The sequence below is a fragment of the Maribacter aquimaris genome, from assembly GCF_014596745.1.
Classification (GTDB): Bacteria; Bacteroidota; Bacteroidia; order Flavobacteriales; family Flavobacteriaceae; genus Maribacter_A; species Maribacter_A aquimaris.
Window position 1 is genome coordinate 192,733 of the sequence record NZ_JABTCF010000006.1, and the last position, 25,129, is coordinate 217,861.

Consider the following 25,129-nt stretch of genomic DNA (forward strand, 5'->3'; position numbering starts at 1 on the left):
ACGTTCCATGTTATCCAATTCTTCCAAGTACGCCATAAAAGCGGTCCTCTATCTGGCCGTAAACGCCAGTGAATCAAATAAAATAATGGCCAAGAACATTAGTGAACCCATTAATGTACCCCAAGCTTATATTTCCAAATTGCTCCAAGACCTATCCCGGCACAATATCGTTTCCTCTACCCGCGGCCCCAATGGCGGATTCTATTTAAGTGAGCAGAATTTAAAAACCCCATTGATCAACATCATAACGATCATCGATGGTGACAATAGGTTGAATTCGTGCTTATTGAGCATCGAAAATTGCCACAGCGAACGACCTTGTCCCCTACATGATTTTGCCGCTTCTTACCGAAAAAACCTTATTGACAACCTAGAGCATAAGACTATAATCGATCTAGCGAATGACATAAAGGCCGAAAAATCATTTTTGCCTTTATGAAGATACATTATTATCATTCATTTTCCAACAAAAAAAAGCCTTAACTTTCTGCTATTCAATCCGTTCGGCCAACCCTACGAAAAAGAAAAATCGCAAGCCCTTTCTTGAGGGCTCTTTAAGTATAGGTACCGTGATCTATGGGTACTTTTAGGTGCAACCACACTACAATAAAATACATCCTAGAGCCATATGGTTGTTTTTGGGGATAAAAAAAGAGGGAAGTCCAATCGACTTCCCTCTTAAAACAACCCTTATTTGGATTGGTATATATTAAAATTCAATTTCAAAAAACAAACTACTGGCTTCATTTTCATCAGTAACATCCTCACCTTTAAGCAACGTATCGTCATCATCCATCACTTTTAAATTGATCTTCCAATAGCCCGTCATGGTCAACGATAATTTACCGTTGTACATTTGGGATGTGGCATCATACGATAAATCGACGTTATTGGGAGAACTATGGTTACCCATACTTGGCATTCTAGGGTCGATCATTATAGCATAATCCGCAACATTGGGAAAACTCATCATACTTTCCATCTTGAACAACATGGCCGAAAAATCATTGACGGCCACTTGGGGATCCAAGGGCATCATGGCCAAGACATAACGAACATCGTCACTTCCTGTAAAGACCGTTACGCGTCTTTTATCATTGACAGGCGCAAGTACATCGATTTTCTCCGTAAGGCTGTACGATGTGCCATCAATGCTGTAATCAAAGGTCATTTCCCAATACTCCGTATCATTGCCTGGCATTTGGAATACAACATAACCCGAATACACCGATGTATCATCGGTAACACCGACACTGGATTTCGGACAGGAGTGCTGCATTTCGGTCATGTGCATAACAGGCATCCACGACACCTCTGCATTCGAAATATACGTGTCCGCCGCATCATCCTTAATCCTAAAAAACAACTCATTGTACCCTATGGTGAATTGATCCTGCTCCGAATAGATTTCAATAGAATGGGTGTTGGCCGTCAACTTGGTCAACATATTGTACCCTTCCAATGGGTTTACCTCAATAATGATGTCATCATCGTTATTGTTATCACTACAGGAAACAAAACCTGCAGCAACTATAATTGCGGCCAAAAATAATTTAATTCTCTTCATTTTTTTCTTTTTGATTTGTGTGTTATAAATGTTGTTGATTATAATAGAACTAGTTGATCGCATAGGAAACGTTCATAAAAAAATTACGTCCCATACGGGGGATATTCTTCCAGTCGGTATACGTTGAATAATATTCATCAAAAATATTCTCCACCCCCAACTTCACATACAGTGTATTGGAATCAATCGTAAATATTTTTCCCATGGAAAGGGAAAAAACCATATATGCATCGGTCTTATCCTCCCCAAAATCGGGATTAAAATTCTCCTGACTGGCGGCCCCTTTCATCGATATAGACCCCGTATACCCTTGTTGTGCATACTGGAGTCCGGATTTGTAGGTCAATGGACTTATGAAAGGCAAATTACGATTGTCATCATCAACCCCTCTGTGATAGGACAGTATACCTGTCCATTTTAATACCGGCGTGATATCATATTCATTTTCCCATGAAATATTGAACAAATGGGCATATTCAAGATTCTTATAAATCTTTACCCCCTCGGCACCAATGGTCATTACACTCAGGCTGGGATCGACTTCCCCCAATATATAATCCTGCATGAAAAAATAGTTGCCTTCGATACTTGTACTCAACCTATCCCCTTTAAAGGAAACCTTGGCGTTGGCTTCAAGGGCCTTCTCATTGGACAGCTCGGGATCACCAATATAATCGTGGTTATCAAAACTGTTGAATAGGTAAAACCCGTAACCTTCGGAAACCGATGGTGCCCTATCCCCATAGGAAAGCCCTGTATTGACATGAAACTTATCCAGGTCCTTATAGTATTGCAAAGAGACGCTTTTCAAGAAACGGTTTTTGCGTTGTGGCATATCGGGATAGAAGATTCTTAAGCTATTCAACCCGAATTCATCGGCCACATTACTCATATTGATTGCCAAGCGCGTGGAAAGTTTCAAATAACCCGTCTCGAATGGGATCATATCCTCCGAATAAAAACCGGAATTGAAGGTTCGCACATCGGGCCAAGTAAGCATGAACATGGAATTCTCATCAGGATCCTCGGGATACATGGTCATTTCGGCCAAAGAACGGTTGTAATACCCATCCAACTTCAACAAGAATCGATGTGATTCGAGCCTTAGATTCGCTTGGGTATAAAACCCATAGGTATCACTCCATCCCGGCATATCCATCCGGATAGGCACATCCGGCCTTTTGGAATCATCCATGACATGGGTAACCTTATTGGCGTACAATTTGGTCTCCCAGTCTGTAAAATGTTTTAAGAATGATTTCTGCGACCAACTGACCGAAGCAATATACGCCCGTGCCAATGAAACATCCATAGGCAAGGCCGGATATCCCACATCGCGGGCTTCGTCAAAAATAAAAGAGGCCGAAAGCTTCTTTCCTTCACTGACCCGATATCCAGCATTGGTTGAGAGGTTGTATTTTTCATATTGTGAAAATGCAACTTCATCACCCCCACCCGCTGAATAATTATCCGCTTTACGGTAAATGGCATCAGTGTCCACATAGAATTTGGAATCCGAATAATTGAGTTCGCCCCCCAAAATCCGTGCGGCATTGGATGTTTCCCCTCCTGTCTCCACAGAACCAAACCATCCTTTTTCAACAAAATCGCTCTTTTCCAACTTTAGATCAATCGAACCACCGATGACAGAACCTTGTTCCGCACCTTGTTGACCACCCGAAACATGGACTTCCTTAAGATTGGAAACATCAACATAGGAAGTCACCGGATCCATCTTATCCGTACATGCCCCAAAAATCCGCATACCATCGATGGTCACCGAAAGTCGCTCAGAGGACATGTCGTTCAAGACGGGCTCCCAAGCATATGCCCCACGCTTGATCATACTCACCTTTCTCGAAGACTCCAAATACTCGTCAAGGGTTGAGAGTGGTTTATGCTGCGACCTATGTTCCAAGGTATGGTCATAAGAAGCCACAATAATGACTTCTTCCAAATTTACGGGCAGAATACTATCAATGACCGATTCAACTTTCTTTTCTTGGGCATGCGTTTGAATCGCAAACAACAAACAGCACAGAATTCCCAAAAAGCATATAAAACGTTCGGGCCTAACCCCAATAGAATATTGCGGCACGACACCAATTTCAATTTGCATTGGTTATATTTTTTCTTAACGTATAGGTTGAAGGGTGCCTATCCTAGGAAAACAACCTCCTAAAACACTGGCACAGTCTATGGCGTTATGCCTGCTCTGGAGGCTCGGAAATATCTGAAGTATACAATTGGGCCAAAAATGTATGGCCTATTTTAAAATTATCCTGCTTTGCTGTCGTAAAAACCATCCCTAAATCAACCTTTAAAAACGATTGAAAAAACAGGATCGAAAGCACCTCGTTATTCGATTTCTTTTCACCGAACGGATTATCCTCGTTCTGATCCATCTCTTTCGCCAACTGTTTGGCCAAATAGCATTTGCCATCGCAATGCAGTTGGGGCCTCGCTTTGTTTTCACAAAGTACATTCGCTATATAGTTGTAATTCATGACATACTCGGCAACGGGCCAAAGCGGCTTGACCAGCATTAAGAGTGCGACAAAAAGAATCACATAGGCTTTCATTGGGGCAAATATAAAAAAGTGTTCCATTTTTCTACATGATAAAAGTCATAATAAAGGATATTAACGTCTTTTTATTCTATTTCACGTTTCTTGCATTTTTACGAATGAATCGAGCCCGTAGTGGTAGAGCTTCTTCAATGATGTGTGGGGATAGGGTACAAAAAAAGGGAAAACCCATTATTAGGTTTTCCCTTTGAATATATATTCGCTATAAAACTATCTACTATATCTTAAAAGTCACTACGGGAACATTGGAATGGTTGGCCAGGTCCTCACCGATACTTCCCATAAAGAAATGCGAAAGTCCTTTTCTACCATGTGTAGGAATACCTATGATATCGGCACCGATTTTATCACCATAATTCAATATGCCATTTTCCACACTGTAGTCATTATAAATATCGACCTTAGTGTCTACACCTGCCTTGCTCAAGAACTCTGAAATCCTAGTATGGGCATCATTCGTACTAAGGAAATCATCGCCTGGGGTGTTGATATAAACTAATTTCAATTCCGCGGAAAGCATACCTGCAAACTGTTTCGCTTTTTGAAAGGCCTCGACGCTTTCTTCCTTAAAACCACTGGCGAACAAGAATTTTTCCGCTTTAAAGTTTAAATGTTCCTTTTTAATAACAAGAACGGGGATATCGGAATTACGAACAACGCGTTCTGCGTTAGATCCCACAAAAATCTCTTTTAAACCATCAGTACCATGGGAACCCATTACGATCAAATCGGCATTATTCTTTGAAGCCACGTCATTGACTTCGCTGAATACTTTAAAATGTTTTACAATAGGTGTTATTTCAATGCCACTTAAATAGGGCTTGTCCAAAAACTCCTTAAACCGTTTTTCGGCCAATTTGATAAGGAATACGATTTGTTCAGGATGAAAACCCTCTGAAGAAGTAACCATCGCCTGGTTCAATTCCAACATATGGAGCGCCAAAATCTCAGCTTTGTGCTTTTTTGCCAATGAGGCTGCAACTCTTAAAGCATATCCTGACTGTTCCGAAAAATCTACGGGTACTACTATTTTTTTCATAATGTAGGTATTAAAACTAAGTTCAAATATTTAAATTGTCATAGAAAATAATCTGGTCTCAGGTTCTTTTCTATGTAATAGAACGTCAAAGGCCATACAAATATTACGAATAAAAGGCTGGCCTTCCGTTGTTACCCTCAATTCATCTATTCCAAACGCCACCAAACCGTCCTGTTCCATCTCAAAAAGTCTATCCTTAACCATTGAAATCTCAGGAAAATAGGTTTCATCTGTCCCCCATGAAGTTTTAAATCGGCACATTAGATTCAAGATGTGCTTTCTAATGATCATGTCTTCCCCAGTTAGTATATGTCCCCTGTAAATTGGGATGACATCATTATCGACCAAATGCCTGTACTCTTCCAGGCTTTTCACATTTTGGGCAAAACTATACCAACTATCGCTAATACTAGAGGCTCCCAACCCAATCATAACCTGTGTTTTGGATGCGGTGTACCCCATAAAATTCCGATGCAGTTTGCCCGACACCATAGACTGGTGCAAACTATCACTTTTCAAAGCAAAGTGATCCATTCCTATTTCTTCGTACCCTACTTTGGTCAATAACTTCTTTCCTTCCTCATATTGTTTCCTCTTGGCTTTTGCACTGGGCAGGTCTTCATCTTTAAACCCTCTTTGTCCATTACCCTTTAACCATGGCACATGGGCATAACTATAGAAGGCCAACCTATCGGGTCGTAGCGACTTGGTCTTTAAAATAGATTCCTCAACATGCTCAAGGGTTTGATGCGGCAATCCGAAGATAAGATCATGACTTACCGAAGTATACCCTATTTCCCGAGCGGCTTCGGTAACATATTTAACGTTTTCAAAAGGCTGTAGTCTATGTATGGCCTTCTGTACTTTTTCATTGTAATCCTGCACCCCATAACTCACCCTACGAAAACCCACATCGTACAAGGCCTGTAAGTGTTCCTTGGTGGTATTATTCGGATGCCCTTCAAAGCTGAATTCATGATCCGGTGCCTTAAGCGCAAGTTTAAAAATACCATTGATCAACCGTTGTAAATTTTCTGGAGAGAAGAATGTCGGGGTACCACCTCCCAAATGCATCTCTTTGACTATAGGTTTTGAACCTAGAAGATCACAATACAGTTTCCATTCCTTTAAAACAGTATCGATATAGGGTTCCTCTACATCATGCCTTTTGGTAATGCGCTTATGGCAACCACAAAATGTACACAGGCTTTCACAATAGGGCAAATGAATATAAAGGCTAATCCCCTCCTTTTCATTGCTTTCGTCAAAACTCTTCTTTAAGGTGCTTTTCCATGCATCACCAGAAAATGTATCCTGGTCCCAGTAGGGTACGGTTGGGTAACTTGTATAGCGCGGACCTGGAATATTATATTTCTGTATCAGTTGGCTCATCGATATTTTTTGCGTTATACAAATATACAATGGAAAGGTGTAAAAGAATATGACAATTATCAGATAGGGGCCGTAAGGAGTCCGCGCCCAAGTCAATCCCTTTTATAACACCGGCAACAATATCCATGTATTTCCCCAACCCTCCCCATAAAACCAAAATAGGCGTATCGGAGGTACTTAACCTTGTCTATTTAAAACCAATTAATCGGGTGTATATCGAAAATTGGATAGACTTTGTAATCAAAAGGTTTATTTTTACCCCAATAAAATCAATCACATGACATTATTATTAATGGCCGCCGGCCGAGGAAGCAGATACGGAAAATTAAAACAATTCGATGCATTGGGACCCAACGGGGAGTTCCTGATGGAATTCAGTATTTATGATGCCATCGAATATGGCTTTGACCATATTGTGGTGATTACACAACAAACCAATGTTGAATTCCTGACCGATCATCTTTCATCAAGATTGCCCAAACACATAAAATTGGACGTAGTTGCCCAAGAACTAAGCGATTTGCCCGAAGGTAGTTCTTTTAGTGGTGAACGTGAAAAACCTTGGGGCACGGCCCATGCCGTATGGTCGGCCCGTAAGGTCATCGACAACCCTTTCGTTGTGATCAACGCAGATGATTATTACGGCAATTCAGCGTACAAAAAATCTGCCGATTTCATAAAGAACAATACTACCGATTATGCCCTGGTAGGCTACACCCTAAAGGACACCCTATCAGAACATGGTTCGGTTTCCCGAGGAGTCTGTACCACGGATAACGCAAACAACCTGTTGTCTGTTAATGAACGCACCAAGATCGAACAACTATCGGAAACCATTAAAGACCTTGATTCCGGATTGGAATTTACAGGGAACGAACTTGCCAGTATGAACTTTTGGGTATGCAACCCTTCCTTATTCAAGAGTATCGAAGATGATTTCAGAACCTTCCTTAAAAACGATTCGAATATCAAAAATGGGGAAATTTACCTACCTTTTGTTATCCAGGAAATGCTGGAAAACAAGAAAATAGGTGTCAAGGTAATTCCCTCCGGAGGTGAATGGTTTGGCGTGACCTATGCCAGTGACAAAGAAAAAGCGATGGTCCTTCTTCAAGAAATGAGTGAGCGAGGGGACTACAAAGCTCCACTATGGAACTAAACTATTTATCAGAGAATACACGAGTGATTATTTAAACCATATTCTGGAATGTTCTATCCCCGATAGAACATTCCGGATTTCCCAAATCCGTATTGGTTTCACTAATGATTCCTATTTGGTTTCCGGCTTCGCATCAAATGGATTTTATACAGCGAACCCTGAATGGAAAATTAATTTAACCCAAAGGGATTTTTCGTGTGGATTCCCGCACGATCAAACTTGTTTTAACCACCTTGGTCTCGAAATTCCCCGGAGAACCCAGGCCTTCTATCCGATCAATCAATCGGTGGGCACAGGTTTCACCGATATATGTACCATGCTGACTTACCATCGTCAATGCAGGGGTAACATATTTTGATAGTTGACCGTTTGTAAATCCTATAATGGCAATATCATTGGGCACATGGTATCCCCGCGCTTTTATAATAGCCATGGTCTTTACCGTGGTAATCTCATCCAAAACAAGAATACCATCAATATTTTTATCGTTCAATATGAATGACAAAATAAAGTCAAGATCATCCTTGGCCCCAATTGGGGTAATCAATTTATCATCAAAGGGAATATCCCTTTCTTTTAAGGCCCTTTTATAGCCTCCTATTCGCAACCTACCTATTTTGGTCTTGTTGATTGGGGTAATTATCGCAATGGTCTTGCACCCCGTTTCCAATAAGTATTTGGTCGCCTTATACCCGGCCTCAAAATCATCAACAATCACCTTATCACATTCGATGGCGTCTATAACCCGATCGAACATCACCAAGGGTATTTGATAATCGACAATGCTCTTGACATTCTCTATATGCTTGCTTGTTTGTCTTTCCGAAGCAACCGATGAAATTATGAGTCCGTCGACCGAACCACTACTCAACATTTCCAAGGTCATGGTTTCTTTTTTAAGGGAATGGTCGGTAACACAGCTAATAATGCTATATCCCCTTTCGTTGGCCACCTTTTCAACACCATACAACACCTGGATGAAAAAATAATTAAGGATATCGGGGATTACCACCCCAATGGATTTCGTACTTCGATTCACCAAATTCAAGGCCACCTTATTTGGCCTATAATGGTTCTCCTTGGCAAATTCCTGAATCCTGTGTTTTAACTTATCACTAATTTCATGACTGTCGTGCAGTGCTTTTGAGACCGTGGAAATCGAAACCGAAAAATGGTTGGCAATGTCTTTTAGGGTTAATTTTATCATACACCATGATCTTTGAACCAGTCAATATAAAACAATTTAATCTTTATGCCACATTTTCTCCATTTCTTCCAATGTCTTTCCTTTGGTTTCCGGCACAAACTTCCATACCAGGAACATGGCCAATAATCCCATGGCACCATATACCCAATAAGAGAAACCATGATTGAATTTTTCCAACAAATAGCTGTTCTTGTCCATCATTGGAAAAGTCCATGAAACCAGATAATTTGACACCCACTGGGCCGCAACGGCAAAAGCCATTGCCTTTCCCCTGATTTTATTTGGAAATATCTCGGATAACAATACCCAAGTAACAGGACCCCAACTCATTGCGAAACTGGCGACATAGCACAACATGAAGACAAGTGCGCCAATACCCACCGATTCCAAAAAGAAAGTGGTTCCCAAGGCAAACATTGACAAAGCCATACCCAAAGCCCCGATGATCATCAAAGGTTTTCTTCCAAACTTATCAACCGTCAAAATGGCCAAGACCGTGAAAATTAGGTTTACCGCTCCTACTATAATGGTTTGCAATAGGGCCACATCGGTTCCCGATCCCATACTCTTAAATATTTCGGGGGCATAATACAATACCACATTAATGCCCACAAATTGTTGGAATACCGAAAGTAATACCCCGATAACCACAACGGTCATGCCAAAGGAGAAAAGCTTTCCCGAATGACTCGTTACCGTATTCTGTATCTCATGCAGGATCTTTTTGGCATTTTCCTCATTGTTCACTTTGGTCAATACGGCAAGTGCCTTCTCAGGCTTCGACTTCAAAACCAAGGACCTGGGCGTATCGGGCACAAAGAACAACATGATCAAAAACAAGGAGGCCGGGATCACTTCCGAAGCGAACATCCAACGCCAACCTACGGTATTCAACCAAGTGTCATCGCCTTGGAGGGAGATATAATAATTCACGAAATAAACAACCAACATACCAAAAATAATGGCAAACTGGTTCATCGAAACCAACTTGCCCCTACTTTTGGCGGGTGCTATTTCCGCAATATATAAAGGAGAGAGCATTGAGGCCAATCCTACCCCAATGCCTCCTAATATCCTATAAAGAATAAAGATATAAATGAAGGTATGGTCCGCTTCCCCGATGGGTTTTAAAAATAGTTCGGGCATTGCCGACCCCAAGGCTGACAACAAAAACAAAAATGCGGCCAAAACCAGTCCGTTCCTTCGTCCCAGTCGTTTACTAACCACGCCCCCAAAAACACCTCCGATCACACAACCTATAAGGGCACTGGAGACCACAAGTCCCAATCGGGCATTTGCGTTCATTTCATCCAACCCAAAAGGCATCACAAAAAAGCTATCCAATGAACTCACCGTTCCTGAAATTACAGCGGTATCATAACCAAATAACAAACCTCCCAGTGTTGCTACCACTGTTAACCTTAATAGATACAGGGTATTTATTGATTCCTTCATTGGATTTCCTTTTATAAATTATATATACTGATTGATGATGTTCTCGAACAATTCCTGCTTACCACTTTTAAGCTGAAGCTCACCATTGTTCTTCGCCAATTCATAAAGATCTGTCATGCTTAACTTTCCATTTTCAAAATCCTTACCCTTTCCGGCATCAAAAGAACCATATCTTTCTTTACGTAGTTTTCTGTAATCCGAAGAGGAAAGGATCTTATCGGCGGTCAAAAGTGCCCTTGCAAAGGTATCGGCACCCCCGATATGTGCATGGAATACATCATCCAAATCGGTAGAATTCCGTCTTATCTTGGCATCGAAATTAACACCTCCACCTTGTAGACCACCAGCTTCCAAGAACACCAACATGGCTTCTGTTGTTTCAAGGATATTATTGGGGAATTGGTCTGTATCCCATCCGTTTTGATAATCGCCACGGTTGGCATCCAAACTACCTAACATTCCTGCTTTTGCAGCAACTGCAATCTCATGTTGGAAAGTGTGCTGAGCCAATGTAGCATGGTTCACTTCGATATTGATTTTGAAATCCTTATCCAACCCATATTGCTTAAGGAAGCCTATAGCGGTAGCCGAATCGAAATCATATTGATGTTTCATAGGCTCCATAGGTTTAGGCTCTATAAAGAAATTCCCTTTAAAACCTTGGCTACGGGCATAGTCCCTTGCCATGGCCAAGAATTGTCCCATATGATCCAATTCGCGACCCATATCGGTATTCAACAATGACATATAACCTTCCCTACCTCCCCAAAAAACATAATTTTCACCGTCTAGGGCCATGGTAGCATCCAAGGCTAGTTTAATTTGTCCCCCTGCTCTTGAGACTACATCGAAATCCGGATTGGTAGCGGCACCGTTCATGTACCTTGGATTGGAAAAACAATTGGCTGTTCCCCAAAGCAATTTTACCCCTGAAGCGGCTTTCTTTTCCTTAAGATATTCCGTTATTGTGGCCAATCGCTTTTCTGACTCAGCAAAAGTTGCCCCTTCTTGTACCAAATCATAATCATGGAAACAGAAGTAATCAAAACCCATTTTAGTGATGAATTCAAAGGCTGCATCGGCCTTATCCCTTGCTGCCTGTATTGGGTCTGAGGCTTTGTCCCATTCAAAATTCTGGGTTCCAGGTCCAAATGGATCCGAACCTTGCCCACAGAAGGTATGCCAATAAGCAATTGCAAATTTGAAATGTTCGCTCATAGTCTTACCCGCAACTACCTGTTCAGGGTTATAGTATTTAAATGCCAAGGGATTATCAGATTCCTTTCCTTCGAATTTGATTTCCCCGATTCCTTTAAAGTATTCCTTGTTTCCTATCAATGCCATGATATCCTTTATTTATTTATTATTAATTTCAGTTCTTCTTTCCAATTTTGATATGCCTCGACATAGGACGATTTGTCCTTATCGGGCTTAAAGGTCTTTACATAATCATTTTCCATGATATACGACCCGAATTTTTCGAAATCACTATCGTGCAAACCTGCCGCCCTAGCGGCTCCTATCGCACCAGTGGTATTGTAAATCTCGATATCCTGTTCAAGCAAAGTGGCTATGGTATTCGAAAATATTTCCGAACGGAATAAATTATCATTGCCAACCCGTAGTACATTGATCTTAATTCCATCCGATTTTAGAATCTCCATACCGTATACGAACGAAAAAGCGATTCCCTCAAGCGCCGCCCTACAAATATGGCCCTTACCATGATTGTTAAAATTAATATTCACGAGCCTTGACCCCACTTCCTTGTTATTCAACATGCGCTCAGCCCCATTTCCAAAAGGAATCATGCAAACACCATCGGACCCCACAGGGATTTCCGAGGCCAAATCGTTCATTTCGGCATAGCTTTCAACATCCAGATTATTCAAAATCCAACGATACTGTATTCCGGCACCGTTTATACACAATAACTTTCCTATACGTGGTGATGCACCTTTTTTATAATTTACATGGGCAAAATTATTCACGCGGGAACTTTCCTTCACAGAGAGACTATCGGTCACTGCATAGAAAACCCCCGATGTACCACCTGTACCGGCAACTTCCCCAGGATTGAATACATTTAGTGAAAGGGCATTGTTGGGTTGGTCCCCCGCCCTGTAATATATGGGTGTACCTGCCGCTATTCCACTTTCTTTCTCCCCTTCAGCGCTGACACTACATTGCAAACCAAAAGTTTCGACAATATCGGGTACCATTGATTTTTCAATACCGTAATGGTCCAGAAGAAAATCGGCAATCTCGTCATTCTTAAAATCCCAGAAAATACCTTCTGACAGGCCAGGGATGGTCGTCGTCATTTCATTGGATAACCTGTAGGCAATATAATCACCAGGAAGCATGAACTTATATACCAGTTTATAGATTTCGGGCTCATTATCCTTGACCCATTTTAATTTTGAAGCTGTAAAATTGGACGGAGAGTTCAATAGATGCCCATTGCATTTTTCCTCCCCAATTTCCTCGAATGCACTATTCCCTATTTCAACGGCCCTGCTATCACACCAAATGATCGATGGTCTTAAGGCATTACCATTCTTATCGACCAAAACAAGTCCGTGCATCTGGTATGAAATACCAATACCCTTTATTTCCGATTTCGGAATATTATAATTGGTTTCGAGTTTTGAAATGGCAGCACAAACATGTTTCCACCAATCATCAGGGTGTTGCTCGGCCCATCCATTTTTAACGGCCAACATCCCCATTTCCGTTTCAGGTTCCTGCACTACCCCGACACTCTTTCCTGTGGCCATGTCAACCAACGCTGCCTTTATTGAAGAACTACCAATATCCAATCCTAAATAATACATAGTTTTCTTGAGTTTTTATGTTTAGAAGGGTGCCAAAAGGGTTACACCTTACCCAAATGTATTATAAAGTTCCCTTGAAACGAAACCTACGGGCGTAGGTCGGCAAAAGCACCGTTTACCTAAATTCATACCCAGTGACCCAATAACACGAAAAAGCACGGTTTTATAGTGGTTTCAGGAACAACCCACATTTACTAAAATTTTCGAAAGCGATTTCGTAAATAATTCAATTTTTACACTGATTATAAGGTTTTTTAAAAAAGAAAGGCCAATAATTACGATTATACCCCTTATTGATTGCAAAATATTTGAATTATGTAAAACCTTATACGAAAATTTTAGTACCTGGATTAATACAACTATACTAAAATACCCTTAGTATCCTTTTTCCCAAGTCTACCCATTGTACTGGGCAAATTGCCTCCATTACTCAAGAATATAAGGTAATATGGGTATATAGAATAGGGGTAATCGAAGCTTACTTTTTAGGCTTTGGAATGTTTTCGTTTTCCTAGCCCTTACCTCCCCCTCCTAAACATAGGATATAATTTTCAATTTCCCTATTGGCATGCTCCGAAGAAAAGCCTAGGCCAATGGCATATTTATAAATCATTTTACGCTCTTGTACATCAATAATGTAATCTGCGTTAATGATTTCAAAGAGATCATTCAACCGTTCAATGCGATTTTATAGTATGGGTATTTCTGGGTAAACTAGGTGTAAATAGTTATTCCAACAATGACTTAAATCAGTGGTGAAGTATTCTGAAATAAAAATCCATAGCCCTGAGGGGCCTTTCCCCCATTAACCCCAATGGTTAAATTTTAATGATATCGGATGGGGTTTCCACCAAAATCGTAATATCACCCCGTAATGCAATCGGCTGTTTCATGATTCCAGGGTTGTTCTGAATCATTTTTATCCAATCTTCGGATGATAAATCGTGATGTTCGAATTTCATAGTATACGAAGGATGGTCTTGGTTGACCAAATCCCTGATTTCAACACCCAACCTGTCGGACAACTCCACGATTTGTGTTCCTGTTATCTTGGTTTTAAGCATATCGACTACCAAGACGGGTACCCCCTCTGCTTTGGCAAAGGCCAAGGTCTGCTTTGCCCTACTGGAATTGGAATTGCAGTATAGGGTAATCTGTCTTTCCGATGTAGCGATTTCTCCCATTTTTCTATAGTATTCCGTGAACCTTCCTATGTGTCTTCAAATGATTGCCCAGTAATTGCTGCAAACTTTGCAAATAGTCCTCAAGTTCATTTTTATCTACTTCAGGATGAGGCTCCGATGGCAAAGTCATTGGATTCTCTTCCAAAAGACGATACAACTCCGGATAATCAGTTTCAATCTCTGTAGTCAGTTTTACAATTTTTGTAAGTATGTCATTTGTATTGTTCATGTTTCTGTCTTTAATCCGTCTTATAGGTACATCCCTCAAACAAACAAAAATAACCAGCACCGGTCATAATCAAAATGACCTATATCATCCCTTACCTATTTCTTGACTGACGCACATCATTTCATGGGCCTTCGGCCAACATTATCTTTAGAGCATTAAAAAAACAAAAGATGAAGACTTTCTTATACGCTACTGATTTTTCTCAAAACTCAGTGGCCGCTTTACTTTTTGCCCATGCACTTAGCCAGGAACTGCATGCCAAACTTATTGTTCTTCACGTCTTTGAATTACCGATGACGTTAGCTAGCACGGTTTCAAACACCTATTCGCGCATGGAAGTAAGGTCCTTTGCCGAACATCGTGAAAAGTTATTGGCTTTCTGTGCTGAACATTTGAAGCAAACATCCGGGGACCTGGACATTACATACCAAATAGACGAAGGAAAACCCATAGGTGAAATCATCATTAAAAATGCTGTGGAAGTCAAAGCAGACCTTATTGTTGTTGGCGCCAAGGGGGGAAGTCGTTTAAAGGAGGCATTTCTTGGCAGCACTACCGCGGCCTTGATCGACACGGCCCCTTGCCCTGTATTGGCAGTGCCTTATGATGTGGATTTCCAAGGCATTAAAAAAATGGTGTATGCGACCGACTTTGAAGGTGCGGATATTTTCACCGTTGAAAAAATGATCCAATTGGCCGAACCCTTGGATATTGAATTACACTTAGTACATATTTCATCCAAGGACGCAACCACCAGTGAAGATCAAATGAAATGGTTCAAAGACATGTTACACCATAAGGTCATTTATGAAAACATCCACTTTGATCTTAGATATGGTAAGGATGTCTTTGAAACCTTACAGTCGTACATTGACGAAGTAGCCCCGGATATGGTGGCCATGCTCGAACGTGAAGGCCATAGCCTTATCAAGGATCTTAAACATAGGGATCTGGTTCAACGGATGAAGTCTGAAAGCCATATACCACTTCTTAGTTACCATAAAAAAAACATCAAAAACTAACCTTAATAAAACTTTGCGCCAAAAGATTTTCTGACCGGTACCTTATTTAACATCGATTCACATAAAATCCGATATGGACAAGGCAATAAATTTTTAAATAATGTCAGAATCATTAAGAATCAACAAATCATTCCCCATTAGATTGGAAGACGTTGAATTGGAGGGGAAACTGGTCGTTCCCGAAAAAGCAATTGGCCTCGTTATTTTCTCACACGGTAGCGGAAGCAGCCACCATAGTCCCCGAAACAATTTCGTTGCCGTATTACTACAACAAAAAGGTCTTGCAACCTTACTCTTTGATCAATTGACCGAGGAAGAAGCCCACAATGCTGAAAACCGTTTAAACATTGACCTTCTTACCATGCGCCTTATCAATGTTACCAAATGGATACAACAACAGGCGGAAACCAAACACTTACCCATTGTATATTTTGGAGCCAGTACTGGGGCGGCATCTGCCTTACGTACTGCCGCATTCCTTGGTGACGAAATAAAAGCCGTGGTATCACAGGGCGGAAGACCCGATATGGCTTTACAGGATTTAACGATGGTAAGCGCACCCACCTTATTGATTGTTGGGGGATTGGACGTTGAGGTGATCAAACAAAACGAAAAGGCCTATCAAAAATTGAACTGTACGCGAAACCTTGAAATTATTCCGAATGCCTCCCATTTATTTGAGGAAGCTGGAAAATTGCAGGAAGTCGCCCATATAACCTCTAATTGGTTCAAAGAAAATCTAGTGCAGGAAAAAATTGGAGGCCATGTTTAAAAAACAGAATGGAAGCAGGGAGCCTATACTTTAAAAAGAATCATGCCCTTAACCTCATAATCCGCTATAAAAAAAGGGACTCCAACCACCTATCATACGGATATGCATCCATTTCCACAAACCGTAAGGCATTACACCCAACACAAAAAGGCACATTTAAAATTTGAAACATGCCTTTGAAAATACAGCGATTTCTAGGAGCGACCTCAATCTTGCATAATACCAAAACTGACTTTGGTGTTTATCCTGTATTCAGCAATCTGATTGTCCTTAACAGTAACCTGCATATCCTGAATATAGACCGATCTGATGTCCTTAACTGTAGTTGAAGCCTCTTCGACAACATTGCGTACAGCATCTTCAAAACTGACTGTAGAATTTCCCAGAATTTCGATAACTTTTAATACTGCCATGATACATTATGTTTTATGATTAATACAGGGAGCAATGTACCTCGGAAAAACATCCCATGAAATGATCTGTATCACTATGGGCCCATTTTGACGAGAAACGGATTTTTAAAAACCCAACGATTCGTTTTACCGAATCAATAATCCAATTTAGATTGCAAAAGGATAAATTCATTGATGTTTACCATATCAATGGCGCCAACGAGTAATCCCTCATTATCCAGTACGGGAAAAAAATAGGCTTTCTTTAGTTCAACCGAGCGCAATACATCCTTAAGTTGTGCATCCCATTTGATGGTCTTAAAAGAAGTATTCATGATTGTCCTAACCTGCTCTTTTCTATTTTTGGAATTTTTGATAATGTCGGCATTTGTCAATATTCCCACGGGTATATTATGCTCCTCTACAATAAAATCCCTTTCTGTCCCGGAAAGAATAAGATCTACGACCTTCTCCATGGTATCATCAGGCCTTAACAGCGTTATCTGGGTCAACATCGCCTCTTTTACGGTATGTCCTTTCAATAGTGTCAATTGCTGCACCATCTTATTCTCACCATATGCCCCTAAAAAAATGAATAGGGCAATAATTATCAAAAACGGATTGAACAACATACCCAGCAATAGAAAAACAACGGCTATAGCCTGACCTATATTCGCTGCAATCTGGGTTGCCCTAACCCTATCGGTCCTCATGGCCAACAATGCCCGGAGAACACGGCCCCCATCCATGGGAAAGGCTGGGATAAGGTTAAAAACCAAAAGGCTCAAATTCGCTAAAAAGGTATAAAAGAGAAAATTACTCAACGTTAGCTTGCTCAATGCTTCGAGCAATTCCGCTATATGCAATTCCAAAAAACCTTGTACGGGAATGGCAAAATACAAAACCACCGCTATTAGTAAATTCACGAAGGGACCGGCAAGGGAAACCATAAGTTCCTGTTTCGGGTTTTCGGGCACCTCTTCCAAACTGGCAATACCCCCAATGGGCAGCAGGGTTATCTTCTTGGTCTTTATACCAAAACGTTTTGCCATCAAACCGTGACCCAATTCGTGAAGTACCACACAGAAAAAAACCACTAAAATAAAGGCCAGATTGAACAAGACCGTTTCCAGAGTACCCCCTCTTTCCATTTCCAAAAACACCACCCAAACCAAGATGAACAAAAATGTCCAGTGTACCATTATCCTTATACCGGATACCTTCCCTATTTGTAATGATCCTTTCATCCTTCTACTTATTTATCGCATCCCATTTATCAATACCTCAAAATCATACGTAATGCACTTCTCCCAACCGATATAAACATCTTCCTTCCATTATGAAACCCGTATGGTTACCGAGTGCATATACAAAAGCCACCTACCTATATTATTGATTTATTTCGGGTTAAGGTATTATGATCAATAAAAATTTGAAATGATATGAATCAGGAGGTTCCCTAACCAAAATACAAATCATTCAGAATCTTTGTAAGACCATTGTATGGGCAGCGTCGCCTAACTGATCTGTATCATTGTAAAACCAGTGAAAGACCAAGAACTTTGTCCATTATAAAACAGAAATCATCGCGTACTAGGATACCCATGCCATTCATGGCTGTCCAGCAACCACATTGTAAAGGAGTTCCTAAAATATATCAAATGAAAAAGATAATCACACTTACCATGAATCCTGTTGTAGACAAGGACACTTCTGTGGCAGGAATAGTCCCCAATAAAAAATTGAGATGTGCGACACCCTCCTATTTTGCGGGGGGCGGTGGCATCAATGTTTCGCGTGCCCTGAAAAAATTAGGGGGGGACTCACTATGTATGTATCTGGCAGGAGGACCTACCGGAGCCCATTTACAACACTTGGTTGCCGAGGAAGGAATAGAACAGGAGGTCATTCCTATAGAAGGTTGGACCCGTGAAAACCTATCGGTTACCGATACGAATACCCAACTTCAATATCGATTTGGGGTACCCGGACCCAAGGTTAAGAATGAAGAACTATTAGCCATATTGACCTTCTTGGAAGAAAATTTACAATCCGATGACTTTATGGTCGTTAGCGGAAAACTACCCCAGGATGTCCCCGTGGATTTTTATGTGGAAATATCCAAAATCGTAGATAAAAAAAATGCGAAATTCATATTGGACACATCAGGTGTAGCCTTACTACCCAGCATGAAAGCGAACATATACCTTATGAAACCCAATTTAGGCGAGTTAAGCACCATAATGGGGGTTCCTTCCATCTCGGTACTCCAACTCGACACCTTAGCAAAAAAATTCTTGGAAATATACAAATGCAAGGTATTGGTCATCTCATTGGGTGCGAAAGGAGCCCTTTGGGCCCACGGCAATAAATTGGAGCATATACCTGCCCCAACGGTGCACCAAGAAAGTACGATTGGCGCTGGGGACAGTATGGTCGCAGGTATTGTCCACAGCCTGTCAAATGAAAAATCGTTAGGCGAGGCCATAAAATATGGAGTCGCCTGTGGTACAGCGGCAACCCTACACACTGGCACACAACTTTGTAACAAGGAGGATGCTGACAAATTATACGAATGGGTTTTGGGTAATAATACCAGAAAAGAAAGGGAAAAAACCCCCAAACTGATCTAGGTCATTTTAAAGCCGGAATAGTCAGACTACTTTAGCCCCAAGATTAAAATAGTAAGTTCTTTGAAAAGGAAATGGGTCTTTTAGGGGAAAAATGCAAGACCCCATGAAAAAGAAGAGGTGTACAAATCTGTTAGACCATTTGAATCTTAGTAGGGGTTTAGTGATAAATTTGAATTAAGGTCAGTGTCAGCGTACATCAGATTGGAAATCCACTTCTTAGAAACCGGGACATTCCGATGTTCCGGTTTCTTTTCCTTTTAAATTAACGAAACTGATGTAGGTCATTGCAACCCCTTGGAATGTACTTTATCTTTGAAATTATAATCAAGTTCCTTGAAAAAATGAATTCTTGGGTTTTGGGTCGTGGGGATACCGAAATCCGTAGAAAAAGAAGAAGTTTGAGAATATCAATCTGACTTTTTAACCTTGAAAAAATCGATAATGGATTTGGACAAGGCACGGCAAGGTCAAAAATTGGTAGCGAGAACATCTTCAAAGAATCCGGGATATTTGGGTATTCCGGATTCTTTAATAAAATTGATTGTCATGATGGCAACAATGCAGTGATGATCATAATAAGGACCAGGATGGAATTAAGATGTTGATCGGTTGCTTGAATCGTATTAGCGATACTATGATTCAACAGATTGAGAAACGAGATTGATGAAATCCCTGTGTTTATGGAAAACAGGAAACCCAGGTTTCCTGTTTTTTTTCTTTGAAAATAATGCATGGACTTCTAAGCAGTAATGCCTTAGTGGTCCTACATGGTATCACATCAAATCCCAAGGTTATGACTCCTTGGAAATTGTTCTAGGTTTAAGTTTGGCGATAGGCCAAAATTAGCGTGATACCCGAAAAAGGACTGGTGTATTTCACATATAGCAGTCCTTTTTTATGCCTAACGGTTATGAACCCCTCCCGAACAGATTTAGCCAAACCCGCCAAAAACAAAAACTACTGTCAGTTTTCAACCAAAATGGCCGACCCCGTCAAAACAATCCCTTCTTAAACTGACATTCATCATACTTATTTGATGGTTTGCGGAGTACATTTGAGGTACTAAAAGGCACATGAAAATGTTTACAATCCTATTACCCACCGATTTCTCGGACAATGCCCAAAGAGCCATTGACTACGCCATAAGACTATTTGAAAAGGAAGAATGTACGTTCTGTATACTCCATGCCTACCATGATGCTCCGTCAGGATCTAAAAGCAAGGCTGATTTGGAAATCGAACTAAAAAATTTGACCGAATCCATACTACAAAAAGAGCAAAACCCCAAACATCATTTTAAGCCTGTTTTTGTAATGGATTCCATAGTAAACGCCCTGAACATTGCCATGACAGACAACGCAATCGATTATATTTTCATGGGCACCAAAGGAGCATCATCACTGTTCAATGTTTTTATGGGCAGCAATACCGTAAGGGTGATACGACATCTGCATACCTGCCCTATTGTCGCAATCCCTTCAGATTATGTTTTTACTGCACCAGAAGAAATTGTCTTGGCCAATAATTACAAACACCGGTTCAGTAACGAGGAACTATTACCACTGATCCAATTGGCCAAATTATGGGATTCTAAAGTATTGGTCACCCACATCTTTTCAAAAAAAACCTTGAGTAAAGACCAAAAGCAGAATAAAGAAGAACTGAGCCTGCATTTAAAGGAAATAAGAACAAATTTTATAGAGGCCCAAATGGGCGTATCGGTCACCTCTTCCTTGTTCACATTGAAAAAAGAGAATCCACAAATCGGCATGGCGGCACTCTTAAAGTCCAAACACGATTTCTTTGATGCCCTACTACGGGAACCGGTGCTGCGGAAAATGGCTTTCAATACCGAATTGCCACTATTGGTCCTTCCGCAACTAACCTAAGCCTCTTGTAGGGTTAAGGAGGAAATCCCTTCCGAACCAAACATGTTGGGAGGATACGTTTCTATACTACGCTTATGTATGGGATACCCTAATCGGGACAACTCCTGTTTTACTTTTATTAAGGCAACGGGATTGATGTATAAGAAATGTAAGATACCCGTTGCAACATCAATATCGATGACCCGAACATCCATTATCCTACTAAGGTTTCTTAAGATTACCCTTTTCCCTTCATCACAGTGAAGGTTTTTAATATTTAACACAGCTTTCATATATTGACTTTTTTAGGTTATCCCTTAAAATAGGGTAAGAAGGTTTGCCTGAAAATGATGTAGGTCAGTTTAAGGCATATTCCATTTCGCATTCGAATAAAAGGAGGACAACTAACAACCCGTTTGAACCCTTACAGCTTCAACATGAAATCGGGACAAAAAATCGGAAGTACAAAAAACACGAATAAAAAGAAGAGGAACGCCCAAAGTATTCCCATTAAAATCGGATACAGAATAATACCCCCCTTTACATTTGGGTTAAGTGAATGCGCTATCAAACCATGAATACCCATACTCAACAGGGTAAACAACACCCCAGAGGTGACAATCAAAATAACATTGGAAAGTGATTCCCTTACACTATACAGGTAGTATCCTAAACCCAATGAAACCAGTAACAATATGCTATAAATTTTCTTCGCCATATCAATAGGATTTAAAGTGCTTTTTTAAAATAAAAGAGCTGATGGTGGCTTCCCCTCATACTTAAGAGGGGAACTTTACCATATGATTCCATTTTTTTGACCAAATCCTGATGGAACCATTTATTGATAAAACCTGCCTTTTCCCTTTCCAACATCACGATTAGATCTGCATTCGACTTGCCAATATATAATCGAAGCGTTTCAAAGACATCCTTTGAAAAAAGCAATTCAAAGCCGATATGTTCATACGTTACCTTCTGCAAGAGCATCTCTTTAAACCATTCCATTTGCTTTTCACCCTTATATTCCTCCTTGGATGAAATATGTACCACCTTGATATTAGCCTCGAATTGTTCGGCCATCTCGGCTAACTTACGAATGGCGAATACATCTTCCTCCTCAAAACCAGTGGCGTATACAATGGTTTTGGGCAACCTATAACTTGTACCTGCCGGAATGGACAGAATGGGACAAGGTCCTTTCTCTATAAGAAGTTTTGTGGTACTCCCCATAAGTATTTCACGAAATGCACTGCCCCCTTTCATCCCTGTAACAATCAAATAGGCATGCCATTCGGTAGCAACAGCGATAATCCCCTTAACGACCGATTTGTTTTCTGCCGGCTCTATCTGAAGATTTGGATTTTCATATCCACTTCCTAAATGTTCCCCACAGAATTTTTCCAATTTGGTCCGGTGTATCCTAAAGGCATTGTCCTCTAAATGGGGAAAAGGCTCATCCAAACCCGCTGTACCCAAAACGGTAGGATAATCAAACACATGGGTGACCACCAATCGGGTTCCCATATGGGTCGCCATCTTGTGGGCATATTTCAATGCGGCCACAGAATTCAAGGAATAATCGGTAACATATAGGATTGTTTTCAAGGTATGCGATGTTTTGGTTCAACCTAAAGTTATGGCACAACTCCATTTTCGCCAATGACCTAGATCATTCCAATTTATCCAAAAGGAATCTACATTTATTTTTAAAATTTTATAGTCATGAAAAATAATAACAAGAACGACCTTCTTCAGATATATCGGACTATGAAGACTTCCCGATATTTTGAGGAACGTATGGAAAAGGCCTATTTGGAAGGCAAGCAACCCATCTTCAATATTGGTGCAGGCCCTGTGCCCGGGGAAATGCACCTTTCCAACGGACAAGAACCTGCTGCTGCGGCAATGATTGTGCATTTAACAAAGGATGATACGGTTACGGCTACCCACCGACCACACCATCAGGCGATTGCCAAAGGTGTGGACCTTAAAAAAATGACTGCTGAAATTTTCGGCAAGAAAACAGGATTGGGAAAAGGAAAGGGCGGACATATGCATTTATTCGACCCTACCGTGAAATTTTCCTGTGGGGGTATCGTGGGAGCTGGAATTCCACATGCCGTGGGTGCTGCTTTGGCCAACAAGAAAAAAGGGGAAGACTGGGTAGCCGTCGCATTCATTGGTGAGGGAGCTGCCAATTCCGGGGCTTTCCACGAATCACTGAACCTCGCCGCCCTTTGGAACCTGCCTTTTATCTTGGTCGTCGAAGATAATTCATGGGGTATCTCGGTCGCGAAGAAAAATTCGACCAGTGTACCTTCCAATGATATAAGGGCGAAAGCCTATGGCATTAAAGGATACTTGGTAAAGGACAATGACCCTTTGGAAATGTACAAGATCAGCAAAGAAGCTGTTGATAGGGCCCGAAACGGAGGAGGACCTTCAATCATAGAAATTGAGACCTATCGCTTTTTAGGCCATTTCCAAGGGGATCCCGAATTGTACCGGAATAAGGAAGAAGTCCCAACCCTACGGGGCAAAGACCCTATAGAGCGGTTAAAAAACCATTTATTGAAAGAAGACTTGGCTACCCCTGCAGAAATCAGCGCCTTGGAAAACAAAGCCTATGAGGTCGTGGATGATGCATACGAATTCGCCATACACAGCGAATACCCTGAACCTAAGGAAGCATTGGAAGATGTTTTCTGTTAATATGCAATGCTAAAGCCAGAACCACAAAAGATTGAAAAATGGAAACTATACAAGCAAAAAAGAATAAAATAAGAAAATTGACCGGTAGCAAAGCCATGGTACAGGCTTTGGAACAAGAATTGACGCGGGACAAAAATATCTTTGTCATGGGTGAGGATGTCGGTAAATATGGTGGAATATTCGGTTCAACCACCGGTTTGTACGACAAGTTTGGCCCAGAACGTATCATGGACACCCCTATTTCCGAAACAGGGTTCATCGGTGCCGCCATTGGTGCCGCCGCCGCAGGATTACGACCTGTGGTAGAATTGATGTTCGTCGATTTTCATGGTGTGGTCATGGATCAAATCTATAACCACATGGCCAAAATTCACTATATGAGTGGTGGAAATGTAAAATTGCCCATTGTACTATTAACCGGTGTCGGTGGTGGCTATAGTGATGCCGCCCAACACTCCCAGACCTTATATGCCAGTTTTGGGCATTTGCCAGGCATGAAAGTTGTGGCCCCTACCTTCCCTGAAGATATCAAAGGAATGCTGATTGCCGCCATACGCGATGACAATCCCGTTGTGTTCATGTTTCATAAAACACTTCAAGGTTTGGGTTGGATGGATCAATTGGAAGCCTCGTTAGGACCCGTTCCTGAAGATGCCTATACCATTCCATTAAATAAGGCTAAAGTGGTGCGCGAAGGTAAGGATGTCACCATTGTTGGAGTGCAAATGATGACCATTGAGGCTCTTAATGCCGCAGGAAAGCTAGCGGAAAGAGGTATTGATGCTGAAGTTATCGACTTACGATCCATAAAACCCATCGATAAGGAAACCCTATTGAAATCCGTTGCCAAAACGAATCGTTTGGTCGTGGTCGACGAGGATTACCTATCATACGGAATTACCGCCGAAATAAGTGCGATCATGGCCTCTGAAGGCTTCCATCATCTGAAGTCCCCCATAGTCCGTTTGGCCATCCCGGATGTCCCTATTCCCTATAGCAGGGTGTTGGAAAAATACGTAATACCTGATGCACAGGATATCATTAACGCGGTGGAAAAAATGATTACAGTTTGA

Annotated in this window: 26 protein-coding genes; 9 read left to right on the plus strand and 17 right to left on the minus strand. The window is 41.1% G+C overall.

The features are described 5' to 3' along the window. Positions 1-7: 7 nt before the first annotated feature. Entirely contained in the window at positions 8-439 is a 432-nt protein-coding gene (locus HPE56_RS11485; protein ID WP_188243902.1) for an RrF2 family transcriptional regulator, read from the plus strand. Between the two features lie 270 nt (positions 440-709). Here the strand turns inward: HPE56_RS11485 and HPE56_RS11490 are convergent, their stop codons facing one another. From HPE56_RS11490 to hemN, 5 genes are all read right to left on the minus strand, one after another. Next, positions 710-1,567, minus strand: a complete 858-nt coding sequence (locus tag HPE56_RS11490; RefSeq protein ID WP_188243903.1) for a hypothetical protein — start codon at positions 1,565-1,567, stop codon at positions 710-712. A gap of 49 nt (positions 1,568-1,616) precedes the next feature. Beyond that, positions 1,617-3,686 (minus strand): TonB-copper family protein, encoded by a 2,070-nt coding sequence (locus HPE56_RS11495; RefSeq protein ID WP_188243904.1) that lies wholly within the window; start codon positions 3,684-3,686, stop codon positions 1,617-1,619. An 85-nt stretch (positions 3,687-3,771) separates the two neighbouring features. After that, positions 3,772-4,176, minus strand: coding sequence for a hypothetical protein (locus tag HPE56_RS11500; RefSeq protein WP_188243905.1), 405 nt, complete (start codon positions 4,174-4,176; stop codon positions 3,772-3,774). Positions 4,177-4,372: 196 nt separating this feature from the next. Then, the gene (locus tag HPE56_RS11505; RefSeq protein WP_188243906.1) at positions 4,373-5,194 is read right to left on the minus strand and encodes a universal stress protein; all 822 of its coding nucleotides are present in this window, start codon (positions 5,192-5,194) and stop codon (positions 4,373-4,375) included. Between the two features lie 30 nt (positions 5,195-5,224). Next, positions 5,225-6,586 (minus strand): oxygen-independent coproporphyrinogen III oxidase, encoded by a 1,362-nt coding sequence (gene hemN, locus HPE56_RS11510; protein ID WP_188243907.1) that lies wholly within the window; start codon positions 6,584-6,586, stop codon positions 5,225-5,227. 277 nt (positions 6,587-6,863) lie between these two features. Between hemN and HPE56_RS11515 the strand changes: the two genes are divergently transcribed. Beyond that, positions 6,864-7,745 carry a nucleotidyltransferase family protein gene (locus HPE56_RS11515; protein WP_223170280.1) on the plus strand — a complete coding sequence of 294 codons (882 nt, stop codon included), beginning with the start codon at positions 6,864-6,866 and terminating at the stop codon, positions 7,743-7,745. A 175-nt stretch (positions 7,746-7,920) separates the two neighbouring features. Here the strand turns inward: HPE56_RS11515 and HPE56_RS11520 are convergent, their stop codons facing one another. From HPE56_RS11520 to HPE56_RS11550, 7 genes are all read right to left on the minus strand, one after another. Next, complete coding sequence (locus HPE56_RS11520; RefSeq protein WP_188243908.1) at positions 7,921-8,952, minus strand: LacI family DNA-binding transcriptional regulator; 1,032 nt, start codon at positions 8,950-8,952, stop codon at positions 7,921-7,923. Positions 8,953-8,988: 36 nt separating this feature from the next. Continuing rightward, positions 8,989-10,407: a D-xylose transporter XylE gene (gene xylE, locus HPE56_RS11525; RefSeq protein WP_188243909.1), complete on the minus strand. Its 1,419-nt coding sequence runs from the start codon at positions 10,405-10,407 to the stop codon at positions 8,989-8,991. Positions 10,408-10,425: 18 nt separating this feature from the next. Continuing rightward, positions 10,426-11,751, minus strand: coding sequence for a xylose isomerase (gene xylA / locus HPE56_RS11530; protein ID WP_188243910.1), 1,326 nt, complete (start codon positions 11,749-11,751; stop codon positions 10,426-10,428). Between the two features lie 8 nt (positions 11,752-11,759). After that, positions 11,760-13,244, minus strand: coding sequence for a xylulokinase (locus HPE56_RS11535; protein WP_188243911.1), 1,485 nt, complete (start codon positions 13,242-13,244; stop codon positions 11,760-11,762). A gap of 511 nt (positions 13,245-13,755) precedes the next feature. After that, positions 13,756-13,917: a hypothetical protein gene (locus HPE56_RS11540; protein WP_188243912.1), complete on the minus strand. Its 162-nt coding sequence runs from the start codon at positions 13,915-13,917 to the stop codon at positions 13,756-13,758. Positions 13,918-14,062: 145 nt separating this feature from the next. After that, a complete protein-coding gene (locus tag HPE56_RS11545; RefSeq protein ID WP_188243913.1) occupies positions 14,063-14,428 on the minus strand; it encodes an arsenate reductase family protein in 366 nt (121 codons plus the stop codon). 4 nt (positions 14,429-14,432) lie between these two features. Next, a complete protein-coding gene (locus HPE56_RS11550) occupies positions 14,433-14,657 on the minus strand; it encodes a hypothetical protein (RefSeq protein ID WP_188243914.1) in 225 nt (74 codons plus the stop codon). Positions 14,658-14,827: 170 nt separating this feature from the next. Between HPE56_RS11550 and HPE56_RS11555 the strand changes: the two genes are divergently transcribed. Both HPE56_RS11555 and HPE56_RS11560 read left to right on the plus strand, forming a co-directional pair. Continuing rightward, positions 14,828-15,679: a universal stress protein gene (locus tag HPE56_RS11555; RefSeq protein WP_188243915.1), complete on the plus strand. Its 852-nt coding sequence runs from the start codon at positions 14,828-14,830 to the stop codon at positions 15,677-15,679. Between the two features lie 100 nt (positions 15,680-15,779). Beyond that, positions 15,780-16,451 carry a dienelactone hydrolase family protein gene (locus HPE56_RS11560; protein WP_188243916.1) on the plus strand — a complete coding sequence of 224 codons (672 nt, stop codon included), beginning with the start codon at positions 15,780-15,782 and terminating at the stop codon, positions 16,449-16,451. Positions 16,452-16,657: 206 nt separating this feature from the next. Here the strand turns inward: HPE56_RS11560 and HPE56_RS11565 are convergent, their stop codons facing one another. Further along, complete coding sequence (locus HPE56_RS11565) at positions 16,658-16,864, minus strand: dodecin family protein (protein WP_188243917.1); 207 nt, start codon at positions 16,862-16,864, stop codon at positions 16,658-16,660. A gap of 134 nt (positions 16,865-16,998) precedes the next feature. Then, positions 16,999-18,090, minus strand: a complete 1,092-nt coding sequence (locus HPE56_RS11570; RefSeq protein ID WP_188243918.1) for a site-2 protease family protein — start codon at positions 18,088-18,090, stop codon at positions 16,999-17,001. A 414-nt stretch (positions 18,091-18,504) separates the two neighbouring features. On the opposite strand from HPE56_RS11570, the gene HPE56_RS11575 reads away from it, so the two are divergent. The 3 genes from HPE56_RS11575 to HPE56_RS11580 all read left to right on the plus strand — a co-directional run bounded on the left by HPE56_RS11575 (position 18,505) and on the right by HPE56_RS11580 (position 21,365). Beyond that, a complete protein-coding gene (locus HPE56_RS11575; protein WP_188243919.1) occupies positions 18,505-19,476 on the plus strand; it encodes a 1-phosphofructokinase family hexose kinase in 972 nt (323 codons plus the stop codon). Positions 19,477-19,917: 441 nt separating this feature from the next. Next, positions 19,918-20,043 carry a hypothetical protein gene (locus HPE56_RS20470; RefSeq protein ID WP_262890272.1) on the plus strand — a complete coding sequence of 42 codons (126 nt, stop codon included), beginning with the start codon at positions 19,918-19,920 and terminating at the stop codon, positions 20,041-20,043. A 512-nt stretch (positions 20,044-20,555) separates the two neighbouring features. After that, positions 20,556-21,365: a universal stress protein gene (locus HPE56_RS11580; RefSeq protein ID WP_188243920.1), complete on the plus strand. Its 810-nt coding sequence runs from the start codon at positions 20,556-20,558 to the stop codon at positions 21,363-21,365. Here HPE56_RS11580 and HPE56_RS11585 read toward each other — a convergent pair. The 3 genes from HPE56_RS11585 to HPE56_RS11595 all read right to left on the minus strand — a co-directional run bounded on the left by HPE56_RS11585 (position 21,362) and on the right by HPE56_RS11595 (position 22,949). Further along, entirely contained in the window at positions 21,362-21,637 is a 276-nt protein-coding gene (locus HPE56_RS11585) for a hypothetical protein (RefSeq protein ID WP_188243921.1), read from the minus strand. The genes HPE56_RS11580 and HPE56_RS11585 overlap by 4 nt on opposite strands. Positions 21,638-21,768: 131 nt before the next feature. Then, positions 21,769-22,062, minus strand: coding sequence for a hypothetical protein (locus tag HPE56_RS11590; RefSeq protein WP_188243922.1), 294 nt, complete (start codon positions 22,060-22,062; stop codon positions 21,769-21,771). 11 nt (positions 22,063-22,073) lie between these two features. After that, entirely contained in the window at positions 22,074-22,949 is an 876-nt protein-coding gene (locus tag HPE56_RS11595) for a universal stress protein (protein ID WP_188243923.1), read from the minus strand. A gap of 117 nt (positions 22,950-23,066) precedes the next feature. On the opposite strand from HPE56_RS11595, the gene HPE56_RS11600 reads away from it, so the two are divergent. Together HPE56_RS11600 and HPE56_RS11605 are read left to right on the plus strand one after the other, a co-directional pair. Beyond that, positions 23,067-24,056, plus strand: coding sequence for a thiamine pyrophosphate-dependent dehydrogenase E1 component subunit alpha (locus tag HPE56_RS11600; RefSeq protein WP_188243924.1), 990 nt, complete (start codon positions 23,067-23,069; stop codon positions 24,054-24,056). A 38-nt stretch (positions 24,057-24,094) separates the two neighbouring features. Beyond that, the gene (locus tag HPE56_RS11605) at positions 24,095-25,129 is read left to right on the plus strand and encodes an alpha-ketoacid dehydrogenase subunit beta (protein WP_188243925.1); all 1,035 of its coding nucleotides are present in this window, start codon (positions 24,095-24,097) and stop codon (positions 25,127-25,129) included.

Coding starts and splice junctions, on each gene's coding strand:
- HPE56_RS11485 (WP_188243902.1), top strand. CDS start 8: ATGTTATCCAATTCTTCCAAGTACGCCATAAAAGCGGTCCTCTATCTG.
- HPE56_RS11490 (WP_188243903.1), bottom strand. CDS start 1,567: ATGAAGAGAATTAAATTATTTTTGGCCGCAATTATAGTTGCTGCAGGT.
- HPE56_RS11495 (WP_188243904.1), bottom strand. CDS start 3,686: ATGCAAATTGAAATTGGTGTCGTGCCGCAATATTCTATTGGGGTTAGG.
- HPE56_RS11500 (WP_188243905.1), bottom strand. CDS start 4,176: ATGGAACACTTTTTTATATTTGCCCCAATGAAAGCCTATGTGATTCTT.
- HPE56_RS11505 (WP_188243906.1), bottom strand. CDS start 5,194: ATGAAAAAAATAGTAGTACCCGTAGATTTTTCGGAACAGTCAGGATAT.
- hemN (WP_188243907.1), bottom strand. CDS start 6,586: ATGAGCCAACTGATACAGAAATATAATATTCCAGGTCCGCGCTATACA.
- HPE56_RS11515 (WP_223170280.1), top strand. CDS start 6,864: ATGACATTATTATTAATGGCCGCCGGCCGAGGAAGCAGATACGGAAAA.
- HPE56_RS11520 (WP_188243908.1), bottom strand. CDS start 8,952: ATGATAAAATTAACCCTAAAAGACATTGCCAACCATTTTTCGGTTTCG.
- xylE (WP_188243909.1), bottom strand. CDS start 10,407: ATGAAGGAATCAATAAATACCCTGTATCTATTAAGGTTAACAGTGGTA.
- xylA (WP_188243910.1), bottom strand. CDS start 11,751: ATGGCATTGATAGGAAACAAGGAATACTTTAAAGGAATCGGGGAAATC.
- HPE56_RS11535 (WP_188243911.1), bottom strand. CDS start 13,244: ATGTATTATTTAGGATTGGATATTGGTAGTTCTTCAATAAAGGCAGCG.
- HPE56_RS11545 (WP_188243913.1), bottom strand. CDS start 14,428: ATGGGAGAAATCGCTACATCGGAAAGACAGATTACCCTATACTGCAAT.
- HPE56_RS11550 (WP_188243914.1), bottom strand. CDS start 14,657: ATGAACAATACAAATGACATACTTACAAAAATTGTAAAACTGACTACA.
- HPE56_RS11555 (WP_188243915.1), top strand. CDS start 14,828: ATGAAGACTTTCTTATACGCTACTGATTTTTCTCAAAACTCAGTGGCC.
- HPE56_RS11560 (WP_188243916.1), top strand. CDS start 15,780: ATGTCAGAATCATTAAGAATCAACAAATCATTCCCCATTAGATTGGAA.
- HPE56_RS11565 (WP_188243917.1), bottom strand. CDS start 16,864: ATGGCAGTATTAAAAGTTATCGAAATTCTGGGAAATTCTACAGTCAGT.
- HPE56_RS11570 (WP_188243918.1), bottom strand. CDS start 18,090: ATGAAAGGATCATTACAAATAGGGAAGGTATCCGGTATAAGGATAATG.
- HPE56_RS11575 (WP_188243919.1), top strand. CDS start 18,505: ATGAAAAAGATAATCACACTTACCATGAATCCTGTTGTAGACAAGGAC.
- HPE56_RS20470 (WP_262890272.1), top strand. CDS start 19,918: ATGGATTTGGACAAGGCACGGCAAGGTCAAAAATTGGTAGCGAGAACA.
- HPE56_RS11580 (WP_188243920.1), top strand. CDS start 20,556: ATGTTTACAATCCTATTACCCACCGATTTCTCGGACAATGCCCAAAGA.
- HPE56_RS11585 (WP_188243921.1), bottom strand. CDS start 21,637: ATGAAAGCTGTGTTAAATATTAAAAACCTTCACTGTGATGAAGGGAAA.
- HPE56_RS11590 (WP_188243922.1), bottom strand. CDS start 22,062: ATGGCGAAGAAAATTTATAGCATATTGTTACTGGTTTCATTGGGTTTA.
- HPE56_RS11600 (WP_188243924.1), top strand. CDS start 23,067: ATGAAAAATAATAACAAGAACGACCTTCTTCAGATATATCGGACTATG.
- HPE56_RS11605 (WP_188243925.1), top strand. CDS start 24,095: ATGGAAACTATACAAGCAAAAAAGAATAAAATAAGAAAATTGACCGGT.